25 protein-coding genes and 1 other RNA gene are annotated in these 24297 nt (G+C 43.5%); 13 read left to right on the plus strand and 13 right to left on the minus strand.

All coding sequences use genetic code 11. The features are described from left to right. Window positions 1–5: 5 nt before the first annotated feature. A complete protein-coding gene (locus tag IPL34_RS07625) occupies window positions 6–287 on the minus strand; it encodes a glycine zipper 2TM domain-containing protein (RefSeq protein ID WP_296840158.1) in 282 nt (93 codons plus the stop codon). Between the two features lie 141 nt (window positions 288–428). Further along, window positions 429–1607: a VWA domain-containing protein gene (locus IPL34_RS07630; RefSeq protein WP_296840160.1), complete on the minus strand. Its 1179-nt coding sequence runs from the start codon at window positions 1605–1607 to the stop codon at window positions 429–431. Between the two features lie 195 nt (window positions 1608–1802). On the opposite strand from IPL34_RS07630, the gene IPL34_RS07635 reads away from it, so the two are divergent. From IPL34_RS07635 to IPL34_RS07670, 8 genes are all read left to right on the plus strand, one after another. Continuing rightward, entirely contained in the window at window positions 1803–2273 is a 471-nt protein-coding gene (locus IPL34_RS07635) for a hypothetical protein (protein WP_296840162.1), read from the plus strand. Between the two features lie 151 nt (window positions 2274–2424). Then, the gene (gene gspE, locus IPL34_RS07640) at window positions 2425–4146 is read left to right on the plus strand and encodes a type II secretion system ATPase GspE (protein ID WP_296840164.1); all 1722 of its coding nucleotides are present in this window, start codon (window positions 2425–2427) and stop codon (window positions 4144–4146) included. Further along, window positions 4133–5353 (plus strand): type II secretion system F family protein, encoded by a 1221-nt coding sequence (locus IPL34_RS07645; RefSeq protein WP_296840167.1) that lies wholly within the window; start codon window positions 4133–4135, stop codon window positions 5351–5353. The genes gspE and IPL34_RS07645 overlap by 14 nt, the downstream gene beginning before the upstream one ends. Window positions 5354–5397: 44 nt before the next feature. Beyond that, the gene (gene gspG, locus IPL34_RS07650; RefSeq protein ID WP_296840169.1) at window positions 5398–5820 is read left to right on the plus strand and encodes a type II secretion system major pseudopilin GspG; all 423 of its coding nucleotides are present in this window, start codon (window positions 5398–5400) and stop codon (window positions 5818–5820) included. 19 nt (window positions 5821–5839) lie between these two features. Further along, the gene (locus IPL34_RS07655; RefSeq protein WP_296840171.1) at window positions 5840–6280 is read left to right on the plus strand and encodes a GspH/FimT family pseudopilin; all 441 of its coding nucleotides are present in this window, start codon (window positions 5840–5842) and stop codon (window positions 6278–6280) included. Then, entirely contained in the window at window positions 6264–6674 is a 411-nt protein-coding gene (locus IPL34_RS07660; RefSeq protein WP_296840173.1) for a prepilin-type N-terminal cleavage/methylation domain-containing protein, read from the plus strand. The genes IPL34_RS07655 and IPL34_RS07660 overlap by 17 nt, the downstream gene beginning before the upstream one ends. After that, the gene (locus IPL34_RS07665; RefSeq protein WP_296840176.1) at window positions 6674–7336 is read left to right on the plus strand and encodes a prepilin-type N-terminal cleavage/methylation domain-containing protein; all 663 of its coding nucleotides are present in this window, start codon (window positions 6674–6676) and stop codon (window positions 7334–7336) included. Before IPL34_RS07660 ends, IPL34_RS07665 begins: the two co-directional genes overlap by 1 nt. 34 nt (window positions 7337–7370) lie before the next feature. Beyond that, entirely contained in the window at window positions 7371–8234 is an 864-nt protein-coding gene (locus tag IPL34_RS07670) for a type II secretion system protein GspK (RefSeq protein WP_296840178.1), read from the plus strand. Here the strand turns inward: IPL34_RS07670 and IPL34_RS07675 are convergent. From IPL34_RS07675 to rpsF, 10 genes are all read right to left on the minus strand, one after another. Then, window positions 8200–9105 carry a hydrogen peroxide-inducible genes activator gene (locus IPL34_RS07675; RefSeq protein WP_296840179.1) on the minus strand — a complete coding sequence of 302 codons (906 nt, stop codon included), beginning with the start codon at window positions 9103–9105 and terminating at the stop codon, window positions 8200–8202. The genes IPL34_RS07670 and IPL34_RS07675 overlap by 35 nt on opposite strands. Window positions 9106–9168: 63 nt before the next feature. Beyond that, window positions 9169–11118 (minus strand): 3-hydroxyacyl-CoA dehydrogenase NAD-binding domain-containing protein, encoded by a 1950-nt coding sequence (locus tag IPL34_RS07680; RefSeq protein WP_296840182.1) that lies wholly within the window; start codon window positions 11116–11118, stop codon window positions 9169–9171. A gap of 257 nt (window positions 11119–11375) precedes the next feature. Beyond that, entirely contained in the window at window positions 11376–12077 is a 702-nt protein-coding gene (locus tag IPL34_RS07685; protein WP_296840184.1) for a response regulator, read from the minus strand. 5 nt (window positions 12078–12082) lie between these two features. Then, window positions 12083–13537 carry an ATP-binding protein gene (locus IPL34_RS07690; protein WP_296840187.1) on the minus strand — a complete coding sequence of 485 codons (1455 nt, stop codon included), beginning with the start codon at window positions 13535–13537 and terminating at the stop codon, window positions 12083–12085. 110 nt (window positions 13538–13647) lie between these two features. Then, a complete protein-coding gene (locus tag IPL34_RS07695; protein WP_296840190.1) occupies window positions 13648–14796 on the minus strand; it encodes a hypothetical protein in 1149 nt (382 codons plus the stop codon). Between the two features lie 86 nt (window positions 14797–14882). Then, entirely contained in the window at window positions 14883–16247 is a 1365-nt protein-coding gene (gene dnaB, locus IPL34_RS07700) for a replicative DNA helicase (RefSeq protein WP_296840193.1), read from the minus strand. Window positions 16248–16360: 113 nt separating this feature from the next. Further along, the gene (gene rplI / locus IPL34_RS07705; RefSeq protein ID WP_296840196.1) at window positions 16361–16807 is read right to left on the minus strand and encodes a 50S ribosomal protein L9; all 447 of its coding nucleotides are present in this window, start codon (window positions 16805–16807) and stop codon (window positions 16361–16363) included. A 46-nt stretch (window positions 16808–16853) separates the two neighbouring features. After that, a complete protein-coding gene (locus IPL34_RS07710; RefSeq protein WP_296840199.1) occupies window positions 16854–17753 on the minus strand; it encodes a DUF2232 domain-containing protein in 900 nt (299 codons plus the stop codon). A gap of 44 nt (window positions 17754–17797) precedes the next feature. Then, window positions 17798–18025, minus strand: a complete 228-nt coding sequence (gene rpsR, locus IPL34_RS07715) for a 30S ribosomal protein S18 (protein ID WP_296840202.1) — start codon at window positions 18023–18025, stop codon at window positions 17798–17800. A gap of 19 nt (window positions 18026–18044) precedes the next feature. Continuing rightward, a complete protein-coding gene (gene rpsF, locus IPL34_RS07720; protein WP_296840205.1) occupies window positions 18045–18449 on the minus strand; it encodes a 30S ribosomal protein S6 in 405 nt (134 codons plus the stop codon). A 541-nt stretch (window positions 18450–18990) separates the two neighbouring features. On the opposite strand from rpsF, the gene IPL34_RS07725 reads away from it, so the two are divergent. From IPL34_RS07725 to IPL34_RS07735, 3 genes are all read left to right on the plus strand, one after another. Beyond that, complete coding sequence (locus IPL34_RS07725; protein ID WP_296840208.1) at window positions 18991–20223, plus strand: serine/threonine-protein kinase; 1233 nt, start codon at window positions 18991–18993, stop codon at window positions 20221–20223. A 75-nt stretch (window positions 20224–20298) separates the two neighbouring features. Next, complete coding sequence (gene xrtH, locus IPL34_RS07730; protein ID WP_296840211.1) at window positions 20299–20802, plus strand: exosortase H; 504 nt, start codon at window positions 20299–20301, stop codon at window positions 20800–20802. Then, entirely contained in the window at window positions 20802–21428 is a 627-nt protein-coding gene (locus IPL34_RS07735; RefSeq protein WP_296840214.1) for an exosortase H-associated membrane protein, read from the plus strand. Before xrtH ends, IPL34_RS07735 begins: the two co-directional genes overlap by 1 nt. On the opposite strand, the gene IPL34_RS07740 is transcribed toward IPL34_RS07735, so the two are convergent. Continuing rightward, the gene (locus IPL34_RS07740; RefSeq protein WP_296840216.1) at window positions 21425–22414 is read right to left on the minus strand and encodes a hypothetical protein; all 990 of its coding nucleotides are present in this window, start codon (window positions 22412–22414) and stop codon (window positions 21425–21427) included. The genes IPL34_RS07735 and IPL34_RS07740 overlap by 4 nt on opposite strands. Before the next feature lie 163 nt (window positions 22415–22577). Here IPL34_RS07740 and IPL34_RS07745 point away from each other — a divergent pair, with 163 nt between their 5' ends. Together IPL34_RS07745 and rnpB are read left to right on the plus strand one after the other, a co-directional pair. Further along, the gene (locus IPL34_RS07745) at window positions 22578–23564 is read left to right on the plus strand and encodes a hypothetical protein (protein WP_296840218.1); all 987 of its coding nucleotides are present in this window, start codon (window positions 22578–22580) and stop codon (window positions 23562–23564) included. A gap of 65 nt (window positions 23565–23629) precedes the next feature. Further along, an RNA gene (gene rnpB / locus IPL34_RS07750) (RNase P RNA component class A) lies at window positions 23630–23973 on the plus strand. Window positions 23974–24297 lie beyond the last annotated feature (324 nt).

Consider the following 24297-nt stretch of genomic DNA (forward strand, 5'->3'; position numbering starts at 1 on the left):
AGAGTTTAGTAGTAATAACGGCGTGGAGCAGGGCGCGGTTGTTGATAATATTGATCAGCCTGCGCTCCCACATTACCTCCGATATAACCGCCTGCAATCGCTCCCGCAATGGTAGCAGCCTTTTTGCCATCGCCTTTACCGAATTGATGACCTACCACGCCACCTAATACTGAACCCGCTACAGCACCGTTTTGTGTATGACTAGCAGGTGCTGCACCACAACCAGTGAGAGATAATATAGTAAGAGTTGCCGCAATTGTTATCGGATAGGCAATATATTTTTTCATCGTAAAGCTCCTAATGATAGCAGCAGTAGAGCAGAAGCTTGCCCTACTGCTGGGTTATAATCGGTCAGTTATTAGTTCTGACCGCTATAGTAGCAAAAGGTTCTGAACGAATGCCTAAGCGGTCGTTTTTAGCAGATGAGATTAAGAATTAGGCGCTTTAAATTCAAACGTCTGTTCACTGATTCCTTGAGGACTCACTTCGACATCCTGTTCTAAGGAGTTTTGGTTATAAGTGGCTTTGACTCGATACTTACCCGCTGGCAGTAGTTCACTCACTTGCTCTAATAAAACGTAATTAGTAATAGCCTTATCATTACTGTCATATAGGGCATAGTTGGCTTTAACCGTTTTACCTTCAGCGTCTTTAGCACTCAATTTAAGTGTGCCGATTCTATCAATATTAAAACGGTATTCGGTGGTTTCTTTGGGGGCTACAGTAATCGTTTGGGACTGACGGAATCCTTTCCATAAGGCATTTACTCGATAAGTACCTGCTGAGAGTTGGGTGGTGAATACCTCACCCTGAGTCATCTGTGTCACCAGTTGATTATCTGGGGTATAAATAAAATAACTAGAGCGCAAATTATCAGTTTTGCCTACTTCACCTAAGCTCAGTTTAACTGTGCCCGGATTGCGTAAGGGTTGATTACGATCAGGAGTTAAGACTTGTACTTCGCCTTCAGAACCCACCTCATTAATTGCTTTTTCTTCGATAATAGGTTGTAACTCGGTAAAAAGTGCACCGATAGAGGCGGTATTTTGGGCTAATACAAAGCGTCCACCCGTATTAGTAGCAATACATTGTAATTGCGCTTCGTCTTTAGCATTAAAACCTAATACATTAATCACTAGGTTAGGGTAATGTTTTTTGAGAGTAGCGGCGGTTTCGCAAGGATCTGCTTTACAGCTTTCCTCACCATCGCTAATTAATAAAATATTGCCATTATTTTTGACTTCATTGGCGGCGGCTTTTAGAGCGCTGGCAATAGGCGATTTACCTTTAGGCATCAATTTACTAGCTTTTTTGAGCAACTCGGTGCTGTCCATCCCTATAGCGCCCACGACTTTGACACTGTTACATTTACCTCCATAAGTCGTCAGTCCCAGAGGTGTAGTGCCTGCACCTTTGACAAGGGTATCTAAGCTCTCACGGGCAATCACAATCTTATGTTGACCCTGTACCTGAGTCCACATGCTATTAGAGCCATCCATAATAATCATGGTTGCAGGTTGCTCCGCAGCGAGTGAGGGAGCACTCAAGCAAGCGGATAGTGAAATAAAGCTGGAGTAACGAATCAAGGTTCGAGCAAATGGTTTCATCGTATTAACTTTTGTTTTTACAGGGGTTGATGTCATGAGCGTAGCACCCTAGGTTAAGCAAGCCATAGTAATTGTTTATTAGCGGTTTATCTGGAACTACTAAGAGCTTAGTCTACAATTACTAGGGTGGGGTTAAGGTTAGACTATCATACTTATGAGAACTGTTTATATCCTTGCCATTATTTAGGAGTTTTTATGCCTAACGATAATATTTTTGCTGCTCCTCAAGCCGAGGTTCAAGACTTAGCAGGTGGACAAGGCTTGTATTCTGATACGGTGGTTTTAGCGCTCAGACGTACCCGCCCTTGGGTAATGGTGATGGGAGCGCTCGGTTTAATTAGTGCCGTTTTCATGTTATTAGCCGTAGTAGGGATGATAGCCACCGGTATGGGTGATGTAGCGTTTGGTGCGGGCATGGCATGGCCTATGGCGGCTATTTACCTTATTTTGACTGTGATTACTTTTATTGCTTCTATTCAATTATTTCGTTTTGCTGCCGCCATTAAACGTGCTTTGAGTACCATGCAACCCGTTGATCTTGATGATGTATTACTCACACAAGCTAATTTTTGGCGCTTGGTAGGTATCTTAAGTTTGGTGATGTTAATTCTCAGTTTTGCCATGGTAGGTATGATGGCGTTTATGTTGGTACAGAGTGGGATCTAGCCTGAAAAACTACTTGCAACTTATTCAGGTATCAACGAAACTTATAAAAAAGTTATAAAGGAGTACCACTGAGTACTCCTTTATATAAACCAATAAAAACTGAAACCCGCTCTAGGGTTGCTGTAACCTTAATGACATAAAGAATAATAATATGCAGGTTGCGACACACTCCGATGATTTGGATGTTGCCTTTGGTGAACGTTTAGTCAAGTTAGGCAAACTCAAACCCAGCGATTTCGATAAAGCACTCCGTGCCCGCTCGGAACTAAAATTACCCTTAGGCAAAGTATTAGTGCGCTTAGGGATGTTGTCTGAGCAAGAAATGACCTTTGTGTTATCACGCTTTCTCAGTGTGCCTATGGTGATTACCAAAGACTATCCCGAACAAGGTCTCTCAGATCTAGGCGTCTCTGTTAACTACTTACGCTCGATGGAAATTGCTCCGCTCACCTTAGTAGACGACGTATTGACCATAGCGACTACGCAACCGACCAATGAGCAAATGCTTAAAGCTCTAGCAATGGCGAGTGATAAGACCATCAAGCCGCTTTTGGGGCTACCTTCTGAGATTCAAGCCCATATTGAGCGTTACTATGCTCAAACTAAAACTGATGAAAAAAATGATGAGTTTGAGATTAGCAGTGCCAATCACGATCCTGATGATATAGAGCATCTTAAGGATATGGCGAGTGAAGCACCTGTGATTAAACTCGTCAATCAAATCATGACTCAAGCCATGACTATGCGGGCCTCGGATATTCATATTGAGCCATTTGAAAATCACCTCAAAATCCGTTACCGCATTGATGGGGTGATTCATGAAATAGACTCGCCGCCCGCCCAACTCACCGCAGCGGTTATTTCACGCATTAAACTGATGGCGCGACTCAATATCGCTGAGCGCCGCCTGCCTCAAGATGGACGCATTCAGTTACGCGCACAGGGTAAAGAGATTGATATGCGTGTCTCTACCGTGCCTACCATGTACGGCGAAAGTGTAGTCATGCGTCTATTAGATAAGCATAGCGTTAAACTAGATTTAGAAACCTTAGGTTTTTCAGACACTAATCTGCGCGTATTGCACGAGCAATTAAAGCAACCTCATGGTGTTATCCTAGTCACAGGTCCTACTGGTTCGGGTAAAACGACCACTCTTTATGCAGCACTGACCCACCTCAATACTCCAGAAAATAAAATTCTAACCGTTGAAGATCCAGTGGAGTATGAGTTAGAGGGGATTAATCAGATTCAAGCGAATCCTAAGATTGGTCTGACGTTTTCCGATGCTCTGCGTGCCATTGTGCGTCAAGACCCTGACATTATTATGATCGGCGAGATGCGTGATTTAGAAACCGCTAAAATTGCTATTCAATCCGCTCTGACCGGACACTTAGTACTGTCGACTATTCATACTAATGATGCAGCGGGTGGGGTGACACGCCTACTGGATATGGGGATTGAAGATTATTTAATTACCTCTACGGTGAACGCCATTTTAGCGCAGCGCTTAGTGAGGCGCTTATGCCCGCAATGTCGTGAAGCTAAACCAGTTTTGCCTGAAGTAGCTAGAGAATTAAATCTGCGGCGTTATCAACCAGAGGGCGAATTATTAGCGTGGCAAGCCAAAGGGTGTCCGGCTTGTGGTCATACGGGCTATAAAGGGCGTAGTGCGATTCATGAAATTTTAGTCATGGATGATGATGTGCGCCGTTTAGTACTTAAACATGCGGATGCCGGCGTTATTCAAGATCAAGCCCGTAAAGCAGGGATGTATACCCTCTATGAAGATGGTTTGCTCAAAGCCTTAAAAGGTGTCACGACTCTAGAAGAAGTCTTACGTGTCGCTGAGGAGACTGCTGATGCCCCAGTATAACTATAAAGCAGTCAAATTCAGTGGAGAGGCGGTTGAGAATACCATTGAAGCAGCTTCTGAAGCTCAGGCTATTGAGCAATTACAAGCTCAAGGTTTAATACCCGTCAAAGTGGTAGCCGCTAAAGGTACTAAGACTTCTTCAGCCAATAGTGGCTTAAAGTTATCCGGCAGCTCTAAAGTCAGTCAAAACGATATTGTAGCACTCACTCAACAACTATCCTCCATGCTCAAAGCGGGGCTGCCACTTGATCGTGCTCTAGGGGTGCTATTAGAAATCACTGAGCAAAAAGGTGTTCATCAGCTCGTCAAGGAAATCCAAGATAAAGTCCGCAGTGGGCGCAATTTTGCGGATGCTTTGGATGAGTCCGGTAAATTTAGCCGTTTTTACGTCAATATGGTGCGAGCGGGTGAGGCAAGTGGTTCAGTGGATGAGGCGTTAGCACGTTTAGTGGACTACATGCTCCGAGCTAAAGAGTTACGCGGCACGGTGATGTCTGCACTCATTTATCCGATTATTTTATTAGTGGTGGCGGTTAGCTCGATTATTGCCTTATTGATTTTTGTAGTACCGCAATTCTCACGCATGTTTGAGGATATGGGGGGCGAATTACCAACCATTACTAAGGTGGTAATTGCAGCCGGAGAGGTGCTCAAAACGCAATGGTGGTTAATACTAGGTATCTTATTACTAGGGTTATTATTAATTCAGATATTTCTAAAAAACGAATCAGCCCGCAGTCGGCTAGATCGCGCTATGCTCAAATGGCCTTTAGTAGGCTCATTAATTTCTAAGGTGGAAATGGCGCGTTTTTCTCGTAGCCTCAGTACCTTATTGCATAATGGCGTACCGCTCTTGGGAGCACTGCAAATCGTTAAAAACACCATGAGCAATCGAGTCATGGCGCGTGCGGTCGAAGAAGCAGCAGGCAGTTTAAAGCAGGGCGAAAGCCTCACCCGCACATTACTCAGTAAAGGAGTGTTTCCTCCTTATGCCTTACATATGCTCAGAGTCGGCGAGGAAACCGGACAAATGGAGCATTTACTGAATGAAGTGGCGACCATTTACGATGCGGAAGTCAAAACTTCAGTACAACAACTACTGGCTTTAATGGAGCCATTATTGATTCTCTTAATGGCTTCGGGCATTTTGGTAGTGATTTTTGCCGTCTTACTACCCATGATTAATATGGCAGACTTGGTTAAGTAGTTAACATTAATAGCTAATAAATAACAAACACGATGGAGAATAATATGCAACAACAGCGGGGTTTCAGCTTAATTGAGCTGATGATTGTATTGGTCATTTTAGGTTTAATTGCTGGGATTGTAGGGCCTCAAGCCATGAATTATCTAGGTCGCGGGAAGTCGCAATCGGCTAAGGTGCAGATTGAGAACATTAGTGCTGCACTCGATATGTATAAGCTAGAGGTCGGTAATTATCCAACAGCTTCTGAGGGGTTAAAAGCATTGGTAACAGCGCCTTCGAGTGCCAAAGGTTGGAATGGTCCCTATTTGAAAAAGGGGGGCGTGCCTTTAGATCCTTGGAATAATGAATATCAGTATAAGCGTCCGGGGGCTAATGGTCAGCCTTATGATTTACTGTCTTATGGTGCGGATAATACTCAAGGGGGTGAGGGCGATAACGCCGATATTACCCTGTGGAATAAGCAGTAAGTAGTAGAGTCATAGAATCATGCCGATTCGCCTAGACGCTATACGCGGCTTTAGCTTAATTGAAGTCATGATTGTATTGGCCTTGACAGGGTTATTAATGGGGGTTGTCGCCACTAATTTAACTGAAGGTCCAGTACTGCGTGAGTCTGCGCGTGAGGTATTAGCCAGTTTACGTCATGCGCGTTCTAGCGCCATTATGAGTCAAAAACAAACCCGCTGGATTATGGATACTAGCAATAAAAGTTTCCAAGTAGAGGGGCTAAAGCAAGAGCGTAAGCTGTCTACCGCGATTGAGCTAAAACTGCATACAGCCGCTTCGGAGGTGTTAGCTAATAATCGCGGGGCGATTCGCTTTTTTCCCGATGGTAGTTCCACAGGCGGCTCAGTGGATGTGACCTATAAAGGGCAGACTTATAAAGTGAATGTAGAGTGGGTTACCGGACGTGTCAGTATTGAATAAGCCTAAAGCACATCAAGGTTTCTCATTACTGGAGGTGCTCGTAGCCTTTGTAGTAATGGGTTTGGTGGTAGGCACATTGCTGCAACTCTATGGTACTTCGATGCGCAGTGTGTCGTTAGCGGATGAAATGAGTTTTGCCTTGTTAGCCGCCGAGTCGCAATTAGCCAGAGTAGGGCGTGATATTCCGGTTGAGCATGGGGCTGAAAGCGGTGCAGTCGATGGTTCAGACTATCGCTGGCGCGTAGAGATGGAGCCTGTAGAACTGATGGAAAATCAAGACACCTTCTCTTTAAGTCTAGAGCCTTTTCGGGTAGTAGTCACTATTGAATGGGATAGTGATCATAAGCAGCGTTCTTATACGTTGACCTCCATTCGTTTTGGGGAAAGAAAATAGTGGCGCACTCTTCACTTTCCAAGCCTATACAGCAACAGGGATTTTCGCTTTTAGAGGTGATGATTGCATTTGCCATTTTAGCTTTTTTATTTACCGGATTATTCGCCAGTTTCAATACTATGAGTAAAGGCTGGGACGCTGCGGATAACCGTATGAGCAAAACCGAAGATATGCGCTTGATTGAGGAGTTTCTACGTCGCCAATTAAGTCAAATGATTGTGGTGCGCGTCATGGGAACCGACAAAGGCGGCAATAAAACCCCAGTTTTTGCCTTTAATGGTGCAAGTGATGCAGTGCGTTATGCAGCTCCCTTGCAACCCCTTCAAGGTCAAGGCGGCATTTATTTAATTGAGCTGTCTTTAAAGGGGCAAAAATTACAAATGCGCTATACCCCTTATCGTCCTGATACGGAGTGGGATGAGGCGTTTGATGAGAGTGAGCCGGTACTGGTGTATGACGGTTTGAAAAGCGCTAGGTTTAGTTATTTCGCAGCCGAAACCCTAGATCAAGATCCTGAATGGCAAGACGATTGGGAAACCGAGCAAGGGGTTTATCCTCTATTGCTTAAGTTGGAGCTAGCAGATAGTGAACGTCAATGGCCTGATTTATTAGTGCAATTACCCCAAGTGGACGCCTATGTTACCGCTCAAGTACCGCGTTAAATTACCCAAAATCTCACAGCAACAAGGCGTTGCTATGATGATTGTACTGTGGATGATTGTGATTTTAATGCTGATGGCTGGCTCATTAGTATTTTCCTCTCGTACTCAAATGCAAATGATGGACTATGCACGTTTTAGTGTGAAAGGTCGGGCATTGGCTGAGGCAGCAGCGCATTTTGCGGTTATGCAATTATTTGTGCCAGCGGATGAACGTTTAATCAAAATTGGCGGTGGAACGGCTCAATGGGAGTACGAGGGAGCTAAAATTGATATTCGCATGATTGGCGAAAATGGTTTAGTTGATCTTAATAGGGCGGATCGCAGTTTATTAAGTGAAGTCGCTAAAAAAGCCGGAGTGTCTGATAAAGATATTGAGGCTTTATTAGATGTTATTGAGGATTTTCGGGATTCGGATGATCTGAAACGTATTAATGGCGCAGAAGATCCCGATTATGAGCGTGAGAATATAGAAGCAGGCGCTAAAGATGCCCCTTTTGAACGTGTCGAGGAATTACAACAAGTCTTAGGTATGACACCGGACTTATACGCACGCTTAGCGCGTTATTTAACCGCGAACTCTAATGCTCGCGGTATTAATCCTATGATGGCTCCGCGTCATGTGTTGTTATTATTAGCTAAAGGGGATGAGCGGGCGGTCGATGCGTATATTCAAGAGCGCGAGGAAGCTAAGGGCGGCTGGGTACAACCTAGTTTTGGAGCTGAGTTTTTAGATCAACTAGCAGCTCCTGTCTATCGGATGCAGATTAGTGTGAGTACTCCCGATGAACCACGACCCGCTTATATGGAGGAGCGTTCTATTCGACTCTTACCCGGACGTAACCCACCTTTCATCACCTATTACGTCAAGACAGTGAGTCCTGATGCACGGTTTGAATAAAGTGCCCTAGTTGTTTAAATTCTTCTGCTCTAGCACTGCCGCGCCGCCAAGCCAGACCAATTTCTCTAAAACTATACTCATCCGTTTGCCATAGTTTGACTTCAGTACCTGCCAAGAGTGGAGAGTTTTGTACCATCTGGGGGAGGAAGCTAATGCCTAAATCGGCATCAATCATTTGCACTAAAGTTAAAATACTGGTGGCATTAAAGCGATTCACCTTATCCAGATCCTGTAAATGACAAGCAGCTAAGGTGTGATCACGTAAACAATGCCCATCTTCTAACAGCAAAATACTTTCAGCAGCTAATTTTGCAAAATCATAGTGAGCAGGGTTTAAATGTTGTGTGTTTTCTCGGCAAGCTAAATAAAAAGGATCTTTAAATAAGCTATGAATTTCTACATTACTCATTGCATAGGGGAGTGCTAATAACACTAAATCTAGTTCACCGTCTAATAATTTAGCATGAAGGCGTTGAGTAATATCTTCAGTTAATAATAACCTTAACTGTGGAAAAGCATGACGTAATTTAGGAACCACTTTAGGTAATAAAAAAGGAGCAATCGTAGGAATAATTCCTAACCTAAGATCCCCGGTTAAAGGCGCATGGTTACTACGGGCTAATTCAACCAAGTTTTCAATATCGCGCAAACAGCGCCGAGCTTCTCCTGCTATTTGGCGTCCAATGTGCGTGACTGTGACATTTTTATTAGTGCGGTCAACTAATTGGACTTTTAGGGTGGTTTCTAATTCACGGATGGCGGTACTAAAGGCTGATTGTGAAACAAAACACGCATCAGCAGCACGCCCAAAATGCTGATAAGTATCTAATGCTACAAAATAACGTAACTGCTTGACGGTCGGCAAACTCATAATATTCCCTAACTGGATGCGTCTGAGGTTATATAAACCTAGCTATTTTCAGTGACTTAGATTTTATAAAGAGCTGCTGAGTGGATGAGTAGCATAGCGAATCGGACCCCCTCTAAAAGCAGGAAAACCGCATCCCATCACCACGCTAAGATCTAAAACACTCGCTTCTTCAATTAATCCTAATTCCAAGCAGATACGCGCTTCTTCTACCATCTGTTTGACCAGCTTACGTTTCATCTGCTCACCATTACCTGTCCATTGTTCGCGTTCAATTTTTAAAGCTCTACCATTACGATACCGATAAAAACCACTTTGAGTTTTACGACCTAATTTCATATTGGCTACCAGTGTGCGTAATAGAGCAGGAATTTCTAAACTCATCTGTTGTTTAGCTAATTCCCCTATTTGTAAGCACACATCTAAACCAATATAATCGGCTAACTCTAAAGGGCCATAACGCATACCAAATTCACGGGCAGCTTTATCTACTGTAGTAACAGGAACACCTTGTTGCTGTAAACGCATACCTTGAAATAAATAAGTAATCAAAATACGGTATACCGCAAACTCATGTTGATAACTCAATATGAGGGGTAATTTACCGATGAGACGCATTAATTCTACGGTACGTTCAATAGCGGTTGAATTAGTAAGTTTGGCTATATAAATAATTTCAACTAAAGACAGAGTACTAAAAGGTGTGAAGCTATGTAAGCCTACTACGCGTTGGGCTTGGAGTAGGGGAGCAGTGAGATCTTTTAAAGAGTGAGTGAGGCTAGTAGTGACTAAAATGGTCTGAGCTGGGGTATTTTCTTCCAAATCAGCTAGTAGATCCTGTTTAGCACGTAATTGGTCGGGAATACATTCAATGACAAAATCAGTCTGTACCTCCTGTAAGGATTTAATCCATGTTAAGCGTTCTAGAGCTGGAGTATAAGCTTTAGCATTCAGATGACTAGAGAGCTGTTCTTGCAGAGCGGTTTGGGCTTGTTGGCGTTGCTCGGCATTGGTTTCTTTAATACTGACTTGGCAACCTGCTAGTAGGAACGCCAGTGCATAAGCTTGCCCCACTGTGCCTGCACCTATCAAAGTAATACTAGGTGGGGTTGTAGTTGCACGCGGTAGCTCCAGCAGCCAACGCTGCTCAGCCGTTTTGAGATAGAGCAGATGGGTTCCGGGGGCTTCTAATACTAAATCAGTAAACGTGTGCGCTTCGGATGGGAGCAATTGTTTCTGTGCGGGAAAGCTCAGCCAATTAGTGAGTAGGCGCTTAGGGGCTGGATAAAAGGTTTGGGGATAGTAGCTTTCTATTAATTGCTTTAACCCTAGGCTTTGTATCCATTTAAACGCATTCGACCAATGTTGATGGCGCTTTTGCTTGGTATGCAAAGTGGTTTTTTTGGTATGCGCGATTTTGTCTAGGGTGTGTAGGAGTTCATCTGAAGAGGTAATGTAATCAATCAGCCCATGCGATTGAGCAGTACTCAATGACCACACTTGCCCACTTAAGATAAATGTCCATGCAGCTTTAGCCCCAGCACGACGTATTAACGGTTGAAATTGCCCAATACTAGGGGGGATACCTAGGCTTAAATCGTGATGTTGAAAAGTAGCGGGCGCATGAGTTAAGGCGATTGTAGTGTCACAAGCCAGTGCTAGCTCTAAACCGATACCGGCACAATAACCATTAATCAGTGCCACTATCGGGACAGGTAAGCGCCTCCATAATTGGGTTAGTTCTTGAGCCTGTTGAATGTATTTTAAAACCGCTTGCCGATGGCGCAGGGTATAGAGCTGTTCAAGATCATGACTACCTAAGAAACTGTCAGGATGAGCAGAGGTGAGGATAATGAGTTTTAAATCAGCATACTGCGTAGCCTGAGCACAGATTGACATTAGTTCATCTAATAAGGCTGACGAAACGGTATTACCTTGAGGTTTACTACTATTTAAGTAGATCCACAAGTACTGATGCTCATCAAAAGTTAAACTAAGATATTGATATGGCTTCATATGCTCAAGTTAGGTAGCTGTTATTATAGTGTCTTAGGCTAATTGTAAGATCAAATGAAGAAGAAAAGCAGTATTAAAGTGTTTTTATAAGAAAAAGGCGAGTCCTTGAAGCAGGGACTCGCCTAACGAGGTGAAATGTAAAGCGATTTGATTTACACCATCTATAGTAAAACCTTAATAAGTACAAAATTTGATTACAATGTGCAAAAAGTATGAACAAATGAGTGCAGCAACTTAAGAGTATTTAACTAAACGCATTAAGGCTCATATTTATAGCCTACTGAATACACGGAATGAATCAACTCCCGTTCGGGTTCTAACTGGTCTAGTTTTTTGCGTAGCTTCTTAATGTGGCTGTCAATGGTGCGATCACTCACAATACGGTTATCGGGATAGGCTTTTTCCATCAAATGCTGGCGACTAAAAATACGTCCGGGTTTAGAGGCTAAAGTTTCCAATAGCTCGAATTCCACTAGGGTCAGAGCCGTTTCTTGCTTGCCCCAATGTACTGTGAGACGGTCACGCTCTAATAACAAACCATTAGTTTTATTTACCTCGTTCGCAGTAGTTACTGTAGCAGTGGAGGCGCTGTCATTATTACCAGTGCGCCGTAACACTGCTTTGACGCGTGCAATAACCTCGCGTGGGCTAAAAGGTTTGCAAATATAATCGTCAGCGCCTAGCTCTAAGCCTAGTAAGCGATCAATTTCTTCCGTGAGGGCGGTCAGCATAATAATAGGGGTTGCGGTGAATTGCCGTACTTCCTTACAAACCTCTAGTCCATCCTTACCGGGGAGCATTAAATCTAATAAAATCAATACGGGTTGATGTTCTTTAACCCATGTGGCTACCTCTGTCCCTTGCGTAATCCAATGAGTTGCATAGCCAGAGTTTGCTAAGTATTTAGCCAAAATATCAGCGATTTTAGGTTCATCTTCCACAATCAAAATAGTATCCATGCCAATTATCCTTTATAAAGGGGCAGGGTAATGGTAATAGCTAAACCACCTAAAGGCGAATGGCTAGCCTGAATACTGCCATGGTGGGCATGCACGATATTATAGCTGATACTTAAACCTATTCCTGCTCCCCCCGTGGCACGATTACGCGAACCCTCAACTCGATATAAACGCTCAAATAGTTTAGGTAAAGCCTCATCGGGCACACCGGGGGCTGAGTCACTAAATTGGATCAGCACTTCTTTACTGGTAGTTTGTAGGCGCACCTGTAATTGCCCCGGACTATCGGTATAGCGCTGGGTATTTTTGATTAGGTTTTGAAATAATTGTTGGAGACGCTGTTCATCACCATGCACGATGACAGGAGGCTGTCGAATGGTAGTTGTCAGTGTAATATGTTGATCAGCTAACACCTTTTGAAATTGATTCAGCGTCTCAGTGAGTAGGCTACTAATATCCAAAGGAATTTTATGATAGCTCAATGCGCCACTATCAGACATAGATAGCGTGTATAAGTCATCAACTAAACGATTTAAATGCAAAACCTCTTGATGTAATGAGTTGATAGTGGCTTCATCCGGTTCATTAATGCCATCCTGTAGTGCTTCAATTTCACCGCGTAAAATGGCTAGGGGAGTACGTAATTCATGAGCTATATCCATAATCCATTGCTTCCGTGCCCCTTCATTTTCTTTCAGGCGCTCAGAGAGTTGATTAAAATCGCTAGTCAGTTTACCTAGCTCATCTTGGGATTTTACGGCCATTTGCAAGCCATATTGTCCCTCCGTGAGACGTGTGGTGGCATGGCGCAACTGATCAATGGGTTTGACTAATTGACGTGTCATTAAAAAGGAAAATAACGCAGTGGTCAGGAGTGCTGCTATAGCGGCCAACCAAAGTAAATAATCCAAGCGATGCGTAAATTCACGGTCTAGCTGATCCAGAAACTCCACACTCCGATACATACCCACATAGCCAATAATACGACCTTGATACGCTAAAGGACGCTCAAGACTATGCGGACGTCCCATAAACTCAGGACGGCTGTATACCATTTCACGGTTTTGATCCAGAATGAGTACCCTTGCAAAAAACCGTCCATTGCGTCCAAAAGGGGGGCGACTGTGATGCGGAGGTTTGCGTTTTGCAGGGGAAAACATGTCTTCTAATAATATTTCGGGCGGTGGATTGCTAGGAGGTGGCTGATTTCTAATAATAAAAGGGGCAAGACTACCAATATTAGTACGTAACGCATCCCAGCTTAATTGCGTAGCATAATGCTCTAGTAGAGATTGCTCTAGACGGTCTAATTGAGCCTTATCCTGTTGCTCAATATAATCTAAAAACGCATCCGTAACGGTATATTTAAAAATCAGAATAATCGCCCCTAGCGAGATAAAACAAGCCAGCAAAAAAGCGATAAATAATTTAGTACGAATACTAAAGTGTTTGATAAGCATGGAGGTGTTAAGTCTAAGTGGAGCCGCAGCTAATGCTTTAGTATGACATAACACTTTGCAAAAAAGATGATGCTCCCACTACCAAGAATCCGTACTAGGAGCATGTTGGGTTAGCGTACCACTTGCAGCCAAATATGACCGCTATTGCCAGAGTTTTTGATTTGCACGACTTGGATGGACTGACCTGAATTAACAAAGCCTATGGTTTCACCTAAATTATTGCTACCTGCACGGCGTCCGGGAGGGGCATCACGCAATTTAGCTCCTGTAGCTAAGCGATAACGTTGCCCTTGTAAAGGGAGCTGATCGCCAATCACTAAGCCACGTTGTATCCATGTGCCATTACTAAACTGTCCCGCATAGATCCAGCCACTACCTTGAGGAGGAGTGCTAGGATCGTTAGTAGGAGTGGCAGGTGGATTACCTGCTTGGCGCGTAGTGGTATTTAAACCTGAAGGGGTGGCAGTAGAGGGGGTAGCCAATGTGCGCGGTGTGCTTAAGGGTATACCGCCACTGAGTGCTAATAAAGTAGTAGAGGATACTTTGCTATTACTATTGTCGCTGCGTGTATTGGCATTAATCACTACGGCTGGTGCTGATTGCGGCGATACGGCAGGGTTAGCAATAGGTTCATTGACTAGGCTGACTTCGATAGGGGGCGTAGTCTCAGGACTTGCCGCGCCAGTGCGTTCAGTAGTTCCTGTTGTAGTCGTAGTAGTTGCAGTAGTAGTTGGGTTTGAAGTATTGGTTGGGGTATTCGGTGTTGGTACAGCATTGACTGGGTTTTGCGATAGCGTCGAGCCAGGTAGGGCTTCCACGGGAGCGGTTGTAGGGTCTGTAGTTTCAGTTTGCGTTAGGCTAGTTAAGGGTTCACTAATAGAGGTATTGGCAGTAGTAGGAGCGGGTACATCATTACTAGAGCTGGCAACGACTGGTGCGGGCGTTGTGGCATTAGAAGCTGGAGCGTTTAAGGCAATGGGAGCAGCATTAGTAGTTGAGTTGGCTACCACTGCATTAGGTTCTTCTTGCGGAACCGGTGGAGGTGAGTCCAGACGTTCAGCAGGCGAGGGCACTGAAGCAGGAGTAGTTAAAGCTGCTATAGGGGCAGCGGTGCTCTCCAACTGGGGCGCGTGCTGGCTGCTGATATACCAAATTAAACCACTACCAATAGCGAGGAGCGGAATCCCTAACATTAATAAGCGTCGACGCTTCTGTTCTTGATGGCTGCGTAGCCTGATGAGTGTTCTACCACGAGGCATGGCAATTCTCCATTGCGCTGAGGTTAAGCCTAACCATAGTTAAATTGATTCAAACCCTATCATAATGCACTTAGATGAAAATTAGATTATTCAACTCCATGAATATAATTTTCCGGGGCATAGTTTTCAAAGCGCGTGTATTTACCGAGGAAAGTAAGGCGAGCTGTGCCAATAGGACCATTACGCTGCTTTGCTATAATAATTTCAGCCGTGCCTTTATCCGGTGAATCTGGATTATAGACCTCATCACGGTAAATAAAAATAATCATATCGGCATCCTGTTCAATCGCACCAGACTCCCTAAGGTCAGACATAATAGGTCGTTTATTAGGGCGCTGTTCCAAACTACGATTGAGCTGAGATAATACAATAATAGGCACGGTTAGCTCTTTTGCCAATGCTTTTAAGGAGCGTGAAATCTCAGATACTTCGGTAGTACGGTTTTCACTTCCACCGGTTTGCATTAGTTGTAAGTAATCCAGCACAATTAAGCCTAATTGCCCGTGTTCACGCATTAAGCGTCTGGCTCTAGCGCGTACTTCGGTAGGTGAGAGCCCGGGGCTATCATCAATAAACATCGGCACATCCGCGAAAATACGTACTGCCGTGGCAATACGGGGCCAATCTTCGTCGGATAACTTACCAGTACGCACTTTATGTTGATCCACTCGACCCATAGAGGAGAGCATACGCAGCGTGAGTTGTTCAGCAGGCATTTCCATACTAAATATAGCAACCGGTAATTTTAAATAAGCCGCTGCATATTCAGCAATATTCATGGAGAAAGTGGTTTTACCCATAGACGGGCGACCTGCCACAATAATTAAATCACCCTTTTGCAGACCAGAAGTCATTTCATCTAATTGGGTATAACCTGTAGACACACCTGTAATGGTGGAATCTAATTTACTCAAAGCCTCAATATGAGCCAGCGTGTTTTTCATTAGTTTTTGAATAGGGCGAAACGTTTGACCTTGGCGCGTGCCTTGTTCAGCGATACTAAAAACTTTTTTTTCTGCCTCATCTAATAAATCTTTGCTAGTGCGTCCGTGGGGGTTAAACGCTGCATCGGCTATATCTGTCCCCACACCAATTAATTGCCTTAAAATCGATTTTTCGCGCACAATTTCAGCGTAAGCACGGATATTAGCTGCACTAGGGGTGTCCTTAGCTAAAATAGCAAGATAAGCAATACCGCCGGCGTCTTGAAGTTGGTTATTTTGTTTGAGCCATTCGGACAGGGTGACAATATCAAGGGGTTGAGCATTTTCTGCCAAATAGTTAATGGCACGAAAAATAGCACGATGATCATGGCGATAAAAATCATCAGCAGCCACCTTATCAGCCACTAAGTCCCAGGCATTATTGTCCAGCATTAAGCCGCCGAGCACGGATTGTTCAGCTTCGATAGAGTGCGGAGGGATTTTGAGCGATTCGTACGTATCTGCCATAGTTGGATTACTCTGATTACGCCGTAAGATTAAAGGCAGATAGATGGATTGACAACAGGTAGACTCAGTATAGTGAGTCTACCTCTAGGTGCAAAGCTTAGTAAAAAGAAAAATTACTCAGCTTCAACCACTACTTTAATCGTAGCATTTACATCAGTATGTAAGTGCACACCCACTTCATACTCACCTAAGGCACGAATTGGACCACTAGGCATGCGGAGTTCACGGCGTTCAATAGTAATGCCAGCCGCTTGAATCGCTTCAGCAATCTCAATATTAGAGACTGAACCGAATAATTTACCTTCGCTTCCGACATTAGCTTTAATGGTGAACACCATATCTTGTAACTGAGCAGCACGCGCCTCAGCCGCAGCATGATTTTCAGCCGCTGCTTTTTCTAATTCAGCACGTTTTTGCTCGAAATCAGCAATATTTTGCTTAGTGGCCATTTTGGCACGGCCAGTGGGAATTAAATAGTTACGGGCATAACCTGGACGTACTGAAACAATACCGCCTAGAGTTCCCAGATTTTCAACCTTTTGTAGAAGAATGACTTCCATCGTAATCACCTTTATGGTTCAGACTAGTTGCTACTGGTCTGTCAATCTAAATAGTTGGTTTGCTCGCATTAATCAGGCGGCGTAGATCAGCTTGACTATCAACAATGCCTAGGACAGCTAAAAGCACACTGACAGGTAGAGTGAACACCATCAATAATAGGTATAAAGCGATTAACCAACCTATGCCTAATTTGAGATGGTGGACGGTATAATGAACTAATGACAAACCAGCAAATAAAAATACCGCTAGCCCCACTAAAATCAGATCCGTTAATAAGGCTGAATCAGTGAGTAGTCGTAGTGCTACTAATACCACCATTAATAAGGCCAGAGGGGTGCTAATACGCATCCGGTGAAGTTCAAATTGAAATCCACCAGGATTATATAGTTGCGCCTGCCAATAACGACCTAACATTAACGATGCAATCCAATGCACACCTAATAATGCTGCTATAGCCCCCGTCATATAAGGGGCACTTACTTTCATTGCCTCAGTCAGTTGCAGTGTTTGATCAGTGCTCTCTAAGGACAGGTAGCTTACTAAGCTGGTTAACCATTGCTCCCAAAGCGCAGTGGGATTACCCACTATGAGATGAAACGCAATAATCAAAACCGCTAGCATAGCAAATAAATATTGCAATACCTGAGTCCATGAAACGGTACGCTCTAGAATAGCACCCAAGACAATAATAGGCAGCCAGCTCACCAAACTAGAAGCTAGCCCTACGAAGGCATTGCCTTGCAGCACGAAAATCATGAGCGCTATACCGACTGTCACGGGTAGAGCGACTAATAAACCTTGCTTAGCCCCTAAACGTAATGTCACTAAAGCAATCGCTGCATTAGCAAAAATCCCAAGTGGGGCTAATACAAACGAAATCAGCGTCATGGATAAAGTAAAAATAATCGCATTGAGCCGACTAGACATTATGAAAGAGGCCATCATGGCAATTACTCAATAGTGCTTAACTTAATACTAGGAGCTTAGCCTTATTTATGTTGGTCAGTGTAAGCTAATAACGCTAAATAGCGGGCACGCTTAATGGCAGTGGCTAATTGACGTTGATAGATAACTTTAGTGCCAGTAATGCGGCTAGGAACGATTTTACCGGTCTCAGTAATGAAACCTTTTAAAGTATCTAAATCTTTGTAATCAATCTCGCTGATACCTTCAGCGGTAAAACGGCAATATTTTTTGCGGCGAAAATAACGTGACATATTGTATGCTCCCTAAGCCTTAGTCTTGATCGTCTTCATCGGTATCGTCATCTAATAGTTCATCTGTTTCATCGATGATGCGACGAGCTGGACGGGCTGGTTTATCACCATCTTTCTTGAGAGGTGAAGGTTCAGTAATAGCATTATCACGACGAATAACTAGAGTACGAATAATGGCGTCGTTAAAGCGGAAAATGCTTTCTAATTCAGCTAAGGTCTCAGCATTACACTCAATGTTCATCATCACATAGTGTGCTTTGTGTACCTTATTAATAGGATAAGCTAATTGCCGACGACCCCAATCTTCTAAACGGTGTACTTGACCGCCGTTATCGGTTACTAGCGCACGATAGCGCTCAATCATAGCAGGTACTTGTTCGCTCTGGTCTGGATGCACCAGGAAAACAACTTCATAGTGTCTCATTGAGTCTCCTTTTGGATCTAAAGAGCCTCCCACTGGAGTGGTGAAGCAAGGATTAGGTTGGGAATGTCCCAAGCCAAAATAAAGCGCGTAAGTATCTGCAATAACTTAAATATTGTCAATTAATGATTTTAGTGCAATCGTGATTAGGTAGAGGGATGGCGCTTTAATACCTTTCAGTTAAGTAGTCATTCAAAAGTTATCGAGCATTCCTTCCGCAGGCGCTGTGAATACATCCTTGTACGCTACAAGGCGGCATCCCTGCCGCCAAGACTGCTCCAGCAATACCCGATAACTTTCACTCAAGTACTTACTAAGTCTAAGACGGGATTTAGTGCTTAATTTTGTACACATCAGGGTGCTTACATCGGTAATAAACCTCCTATAAACGCTTTAAGCGCTAATCCTTGTGGGGATGCCCAGCAAATTAACTTGATCTGTTCTAGACTCCAAGAATAAACCTAATGGGTTAAATGCTGGGAAATTCAGGGGCGGTTTAAAACTGGACATTACCATAGGCTTAAGGACAAGCGGGGAAAAGCATATGTATGAAAGGACTAGCAACTATCAATTAGAGCCAAGTAATGATGCAAAAGCGTTAAGGTCTTGCTTATTAGTAGAAGGCTATATCCCCCGTTTAGATTTAGAGTTGATTGTCAGAAAGCAATTAAACTGTGAGGTAAAGCGTTTATTTTTGCCTAGTGAAAGTGCCGAGATCCTCAATGTAAATCTAGGTTATCATTATGATCTGATTTTATTGAATAATGTGCCATTAGAGCGCTTGCAGGGTTTAGAGAAAGTTACACTAGATACCTTAGTGATTGCATTAGTGGATCAGTACAACCCATTACCGCCTCATCCCTTGCCTATCCATTATTACCTACCGCTTCATATAGTGGCTTGGCAATTTGCAGCGTGTGTTAAACAATTATTTAAGTTACAGGTTATTTTGGGTCACTATCCGTGGTTAAAAATGAATGAGTCTCAAGGTCGACCGCTCCAATTGCTGCATCGTAGTGAAGGCGCTGTATTATTTAAGCTCTCTACTCCCCCCACTGAGCGGGTCATTAAATATTTTAAACTGGATACCGAATTATTAGCGGCGCATCACTTTGAGGTGTTTTTAGCCCTAGTAGCCAAACTACAAGCGCTGCAACATCGAGGCGTAGTCCCTATTTTAGAGGCACAAGCGAATACCCAAGGTGTGTATGTCGTGATGGAGTATGTGGAGGGGATTACCTTAAAAGATTGGTTGCGTGATGAGCCTTTACCAGCCTTAAAGCGGCGTTTAATGTGGTATCAAGAAGTCGTAGAGGCCGTGAGTAGGCTGCATCAGGCAGGCATAGTGCATGGTGACTTGAAGTCCTCCAATATTATGATTCGCTATGATGATCAACCGGTATTATTAGATTTTGGTTTAGACGGTCAATTGCTGCGTGAGGCGGGTGCATTAGCCGAGGGCGAGATTTATGGTACTCCCTATTATGTTAGCCCTGAGTTGATTATGGGTGATCCTTTAGATCAGCAGGCTGATATTTATGCTTTAGGGGTGTTGTTTTATGAGGTACTGACCGGTCAAAAACCGTATCAAGGACGCGCTTTAGATCTTATTTTGCGTAAGCATATGCTCGCACCCATTCCAACCTTGCCAGAGACACTAGCTAGCTATCAGCCTGTTCTTAATCGAGCGATGGCTAAGATTCCAGAGAGTCGCTTTGCTACAGCGCAACAGTTATTGGCAGCTTTACAAACGCCTTCATTGCAGCTTAATGAGTAGTTTGTTAGTCTAAGCATTCATCATTAGTAAAAATAATAGTTAATTATAAAAATTAAGTGAATAGGGTGGTTGCCAGTGAAGCAGTTCTTAGTGGGCTTTTTAGTGCTACAAACCATTTTGTTTGCATTAGAGATGCTAACCATTACCCAAACCTATGTGATTTTACCGTGGACTAGCTTTTTAGCCTGGTTGAGTGCGGGTTTGCTGAGTCTATTAGATCCCCATGTGGCCGCCTCTGGGAAGGTAATTGCCAGTACCCTTAAACCTTTTGCTATCTCGATTGAGCCGGGCTGTAATGGTGTAGAGGCTATGATTATTTTAATTGCAGCCATCACCGTCTTTCCCGCCACTTGGGGTGAGCGGCTTAAAGGTTTAGCTTGGGGGCTAATCGCTATTCAAGGTCTTAATTTGGTGCGTATTATTAGTCTGTTTTACCTAGGGCAATGGAATGAAACTTGGTTTGAATGGGCGCATCTCTATTTGTGGCAAGCCTTGATTATGTTAGATGCTCTTGTGGTGTTTTTAATTTGGGTACGCTATGTCAGTAAAAAAGCCCAGCTCAAAGCGGTTGCTGCTTGATGAAAACGCAAATAATTAGTCATTTCATCATTAAGGTCTTGGGTTATTTAGTGTTGACCTTCGCACTTTGGTATTACCTCGCCACTTGGCATTTAGCCCCGTTAGTTGCTTTGGCGCATGTGATGATGTCGGCTTGGCTGCCTGATTTTATTATGTGGGTTAAATTACAAGGCACAACGGTAATCGTTGCCACCCAATATGGATTCGATGTAGCAGGCTTATTAGTCACTCCCCCTAGTCTAGAAGCCGCAGGCTTTACCTTAAATCCCTTAAGTTTTGGCTATGGTTTACCTTTATTTAGTGCTTTACTCCTAGCGACACCGGTGTCTGACAAGGGATTAAGGTTGGTAGTAGGCAGTTTAATACTAATGGGGCTGCAACTGCTGAGCTTGTTAGTGAGTATTTTAAAAGCTCTGACCTTTGAGCTTGATCCAGCGCTACAGCAAGCGCTGCAATGGTCTACTTGGCAACTGGATATGATTGCTTTGACTTATCAAATAGGCTTTTTATTATTACCAATGATCGCACCACTCATTATTTGGGCGCTATTGAGCCAAGCATTTTTAATTCAATTGGCTCCTCAACTACAAGGTTTGCATCGGCTACCTTCAGAGCAGCAAAACTAAGGTTTTTGGTCGTCTTCTGTACTGGTAGGGGGCGTTTTCTGACCGCGCCACTGCTCTAAATTGACGACATTAGTTTCCTCGCGGGTGTGAGGTGATTGGGGATTATGGCCCAGTAATACCGAAGGATTACCGGCTAAAAACTCACGCATGAGGCGCAGCTTTAAACTATTAGGAAAGCGTTCTGCTGTTTCGCCTTGCTCCAAGGCTTCTGATTCTTCTTCAGTTAAAGAATTGACTAGCATTGTCCAGCGTTGATTGAGCGCGTGAGCTAGCGGTTGCCCATTTTTTTCTAATTGGGATTGGACATTTTCAGGTAAAGACTCTAGATAAGCATCTAGGTTTTCCATAATGGTGCCGGAGTGATTAGCCTCTAGACTATCTAAAATATCTTGTAACCACAGTGTTTCGGCTTCACGAGCAAAAAAGTCATGATCTAAAGTAGGTTGACCATGTTTAATACGCCCCTCGGTTTTGCCATGTTTTTGCCAAAACGCGCGTAAAGTTGGGATATGAGTTTTTAGCTGGTCGAGTAGAGAAGGTTCTTCATGTTCACTCGCCGCATAATCATAAGTCACGATCTGTACTTGTTGGCTTAGTAAAAAACCTTGATAGAGTGCACTGACATATTGGAATGCATCAAAGGAGAGCGTGATAATATTTTCTTCATAGTCAGTCGTATCAGGTTCCTCTAATTCAATATTGAGAAACATTTGATAGTCTTCATAAACAATGTCCCAAAAAATCTTACCGTCCTGATGGCGCACATAGATGGGGGTATTTAGGGTAGTATGGGGATTTTCAGGGTTAGAGGTAATCAGCCAATAATCACCATTTTGCTGCACACTTTTTATTAGTGCGCTCAAATCCATGAACTCCAAGGGAGCACTAAAGGCTTGGGAAGGACTATTATAATGATCCTGCACCGTTAAATAGAGGTTAGGCAGGCCACCTTCAAGGGTAATTGTAATTGAGAGACTTTGATCCATACCTTTAGTCTACCAAAAATTGCTGTAGTAGTGCAGTGATTCATTGCTTAATCCATTTGAGTGGAAAAGACATTGCAACTTTGCTGCACTTTGACATATACATGAAGCACCTTAGAGGTGCTACCAAGTACACCTCTTTTAGTTGGAATAAGGAGTATATAATTTGTTCAAATGGATGGCGCGTCGCACCCAAGAATTAATTGTGGCGTTTCTTATTGTAGCGGCATTAATTTGGGGGGTTATTACTCAACCTATTTTACCTCCAACCAGTCAAAGCACTTTACTGCGTTTAGATGCACAAAAACTACAAGCGAATATGTTAGCACTAGGGGAGTTTAAGGGCGATTTATCCGAGGCTGAAGATAATGTCATTATCAAAACCGCTGATTATGTAACGCAACGCCTAGAAGGTTTGGGCACGATTGAATCCAAAGGCTATAGTGCAGGGTTGCATCAAATCAACCTACAAATTGGTAAGGTTAAGGTCGATGCTTCTAATCCAGAATACCCTATTACTCATCCACGCTTAGTCTTGGTGGTACATCATGTTTTATCTACGGTATCTGCTTGGGAGGGCGCTAAATCCTTAGCCGGTCTGATTGAGTTAGCGCAACGCTTAGAGCAAGACACGAAAACTAATAAAAACCTTGCTTTGGAATTAGTGATTTTTCTGCATCACGCTAATACCTTGTCCGATACCATTATGGCTGCGACAGAGGCGCATGTAGAGCAGTTGGAGCGTGATGAACGTAAACAAGATCGGGTGATTGTCTGGATGCCGGGGATTTTATTGCCCGATGCTTATACCAGCTCTAGTCATTGGGGGTTTTTAGCGCCTGCTGTACCGAGTGATGATAGTGATGTGCAGCTTTATAGCCGTTTAGCGGATTATCAGTGGTTACGCGAAGCTAAAAGCATGTTTAGATCGGCTGATATTGCTCAGGTTGACTCCTTAACCGTTTTGAGCAGTTTTCCCAAGGTCAAACGCTTTCCCTTAAATAACTATTGGGAAGAAGACATTATGGTTTTATTAATTCGGACTAAACTGGTAGGAATTAACCAAGATTATGCCGACTTAATGCGTTTTTTAACCGGATTAGAGGTATTGCTTAAACAACCTGTGAATAGACCTAATCCTAAAAAAGATTAGTTTTCCCAACTAAAAGCTCAGAAAGATTAACTACTCTGATAGGTTTTCTGTTATAAAGCGCACATCGAGTTGATCGGGTAATCGCCGTTCGCAAGAAGGGAGGAAAGTCCGGGCTCCATAGGGTAAGACGCCAGATAACGTCTGGGCGGCGTGAGTCGACGGAAAGTGCCACAGAAAATATACCGCCTTAGGCGTCAGTTTAAGGTAAGGGTGAAATGGTGCGGTAAGAGCGCACCGCGCTTCTGGTAACAGAAGTGGCAGGGCAAACCCCGTCTGGAGCAAAACCAAATAGGGACACATTGGTGTGACCCGCACTGTGTCCGGGTAGGTTGCTTGAGGTTATTGGTGACAATAATCCTAGATGAATGATTATCCACGACAGAACCCGGCTTATAGATCAACTCGACTTTTATTTTTCTGCTCTACTTTCTCTGCTTAACGTTCCTTCCTTAGTTAAGAACGATAATAAACAAAGGTTTGACATTGACACAGCTAGGGGGAGTTTCTAACATGCTCTAGCTAATGGAGTGGCAGAGCTGATAGGGTATTAATCAAGGATGATAACCGTCGTTTTATGAGTATTTTAACTCACACAGTTCCATTAATGAGTTCCACTCGCTTCAACGATTATTAACCATTCTTAAATGAGCTGTTACTCCACTATGGTCGGTATTTAGTAGCAATTTTTAATAGCTATAGTGGCTGATAAGTTATTTCATTTTAACAAATAGGG

It is taken from the genome of Thiofilum sp. (assembly GCF_016711335.1).
Taxonomy (GTDB): Bacteria; Pseudomonadota; Gammaproteobacteria; order Thiotrichales; family Thiotrichaceae; genus Thiofilum.

Excerpts from the sequence above, each read along its gene's own strand:
- IPL34_RS07690 (WP_296840187.1), bottom strand. The coding sequence starts at position 13,537 with ATGCTTATCAAACACTTTAGTATTCGTACTAAATTATTTATCGCTTTT.
- rplI (WP_296840196.1), bottom strand. The coding sequence starts at position 16,807 with ATGGAAGTCATTCTTCTACAAAAGGTTGAAAATCTGGGAACTCTAGGC.
- IPL34_RS07725 (WP_296840208.1), top strand. The coding sequence starts at position 18,991 with ATGTATGAAAGGACTAGCAACTATCAATTAGAGCCAAGTAATGATGCA.
- gspE (WP_296840164.1), top strand. The coding sequence starts at position 2,425 with ATGCAGGTTGCGACACACTCCGATGATTTGGATGTTGCCTTTGGTGAA.
- IPL34_RS07625 (WP_296840158.1), bottom strand. The coding sequence starts at position 287 with ATGAAAAAATATATTGCCTATCCGATAACAATTGCGGCAACTCTTACT.
- IPL34_RS07630 (WP_296840160.1), bottom strand. The coding sequence starts at position 1,607 with ATGAAACCATTTGCTCGAACCTTGATTCGTTACTCCAGCTTTATTTCA.
- IPL34_RS07710 (WP_296840199.1), bottom strand. The coding sequence starts at position 17,753 with ATGATGGCCTCTTTCATAATGTCTAGTCGGCTCAATGCGATTATTTTT.
- IPL34_RS07635 (WP_296840162.1), top strand. The coding sequence starts at position 1,803 with ATGCCTAACGATAATATTTTTGCTGCTCCTCAAGCCGAGGTTCAAGAC.
- IPL34_RS07685 (WP_296840184.1), bottom strand. The coding sequence starts at position 12,077 with ATGGATACTATTTTGATTGTGGAAGATGAACCTAAAATCGCTGATATT.
- IPL34_RS07645 (WP_296840167.1), top strand. The coding sequence starts at position 4,133 with ATGCCCCAGTATAACTATAAAGCAGTCAAATTCAGTGGAGAGGCGGTT.
- rpsF (WP_296840205.1), bottom strand. The coding sequence starts at position 18,449 with ATGAGACACTATGAAGTTGTTTTCCTGGTGCATCCAGACCAGAGCGAA.
- IPL34_RS07680 (WP_296840182.1), bottom strand. The coding sequence starts at position 11,118 with ATGAAGCCATATCAATATCTTAGTTTAACTTTTGATGAGCATCAGTAC.
- IPL34_RS07740 (WP_296840216.1), bottom strand. The coding sequence starts at position 22,414 with ATGGATCAAAGTCTCTCAATTACAATTACCCTTGAAGGTGGCCTGCCT.
- dnaB (WP_296840193.1), bottom strand. The coding sequence starts at position 16,247 with ATGGCAGATACGTACGAATCGCTCAAAATCCCTCCGCACTCTATCGAA.
- IPL34_RS07675 (WP_296840179.1), bottom strand. The coding sequence starts at position 9,105 with ATGAGTTTGCCGACCGTCAAGCAGTTACGTTATTTTGTAGCATTAGAT.
- IPL34_RS07655 (WP_296840171.1), top strand. The coding sequence starts at position 5,840 with ATGCCGATTCGCCTAGACGCTATACGCGGCTTTAGCTTAATTGAAGTC.
- rpsR (WP_296840202.1), bottom strand. The coding sequence starts at position 18,025 with ATGTCACGTTATTTTCGCCGCAAAAAATATTGCCGTTTTACCGCTGAA.
- IPL34_RS07735 (WP_296840214.1), top strand. The coding sequence starts at position 20,802 with ATGAAAACGCAAATAATTAGTCATTTCATCATTAAGGTCTTGGGTTAT.
- IPL34_RS07670 (WP_296840178.1), top strand. The coding sequence starts at position 7,371 with ATGATGATTGTACTGTGGATGATTGTGATTTTAATGCTGATGGCTGGC.
- IPL34_RS07695 (WP_296840190.1), bottom strand. The coding sequence starts at position 14,796 with ATGCCTCGTGGTAGAACACTCATCAGGCTACGCAGCCATCAAGAACAG.
- gspG (WP_296840169.1), top strand. The coding sequence starts at position 5,398 with ATGCAACAACAGCGGGGTTTCAGCTTAATTGAGCTGATGATTGTATTG.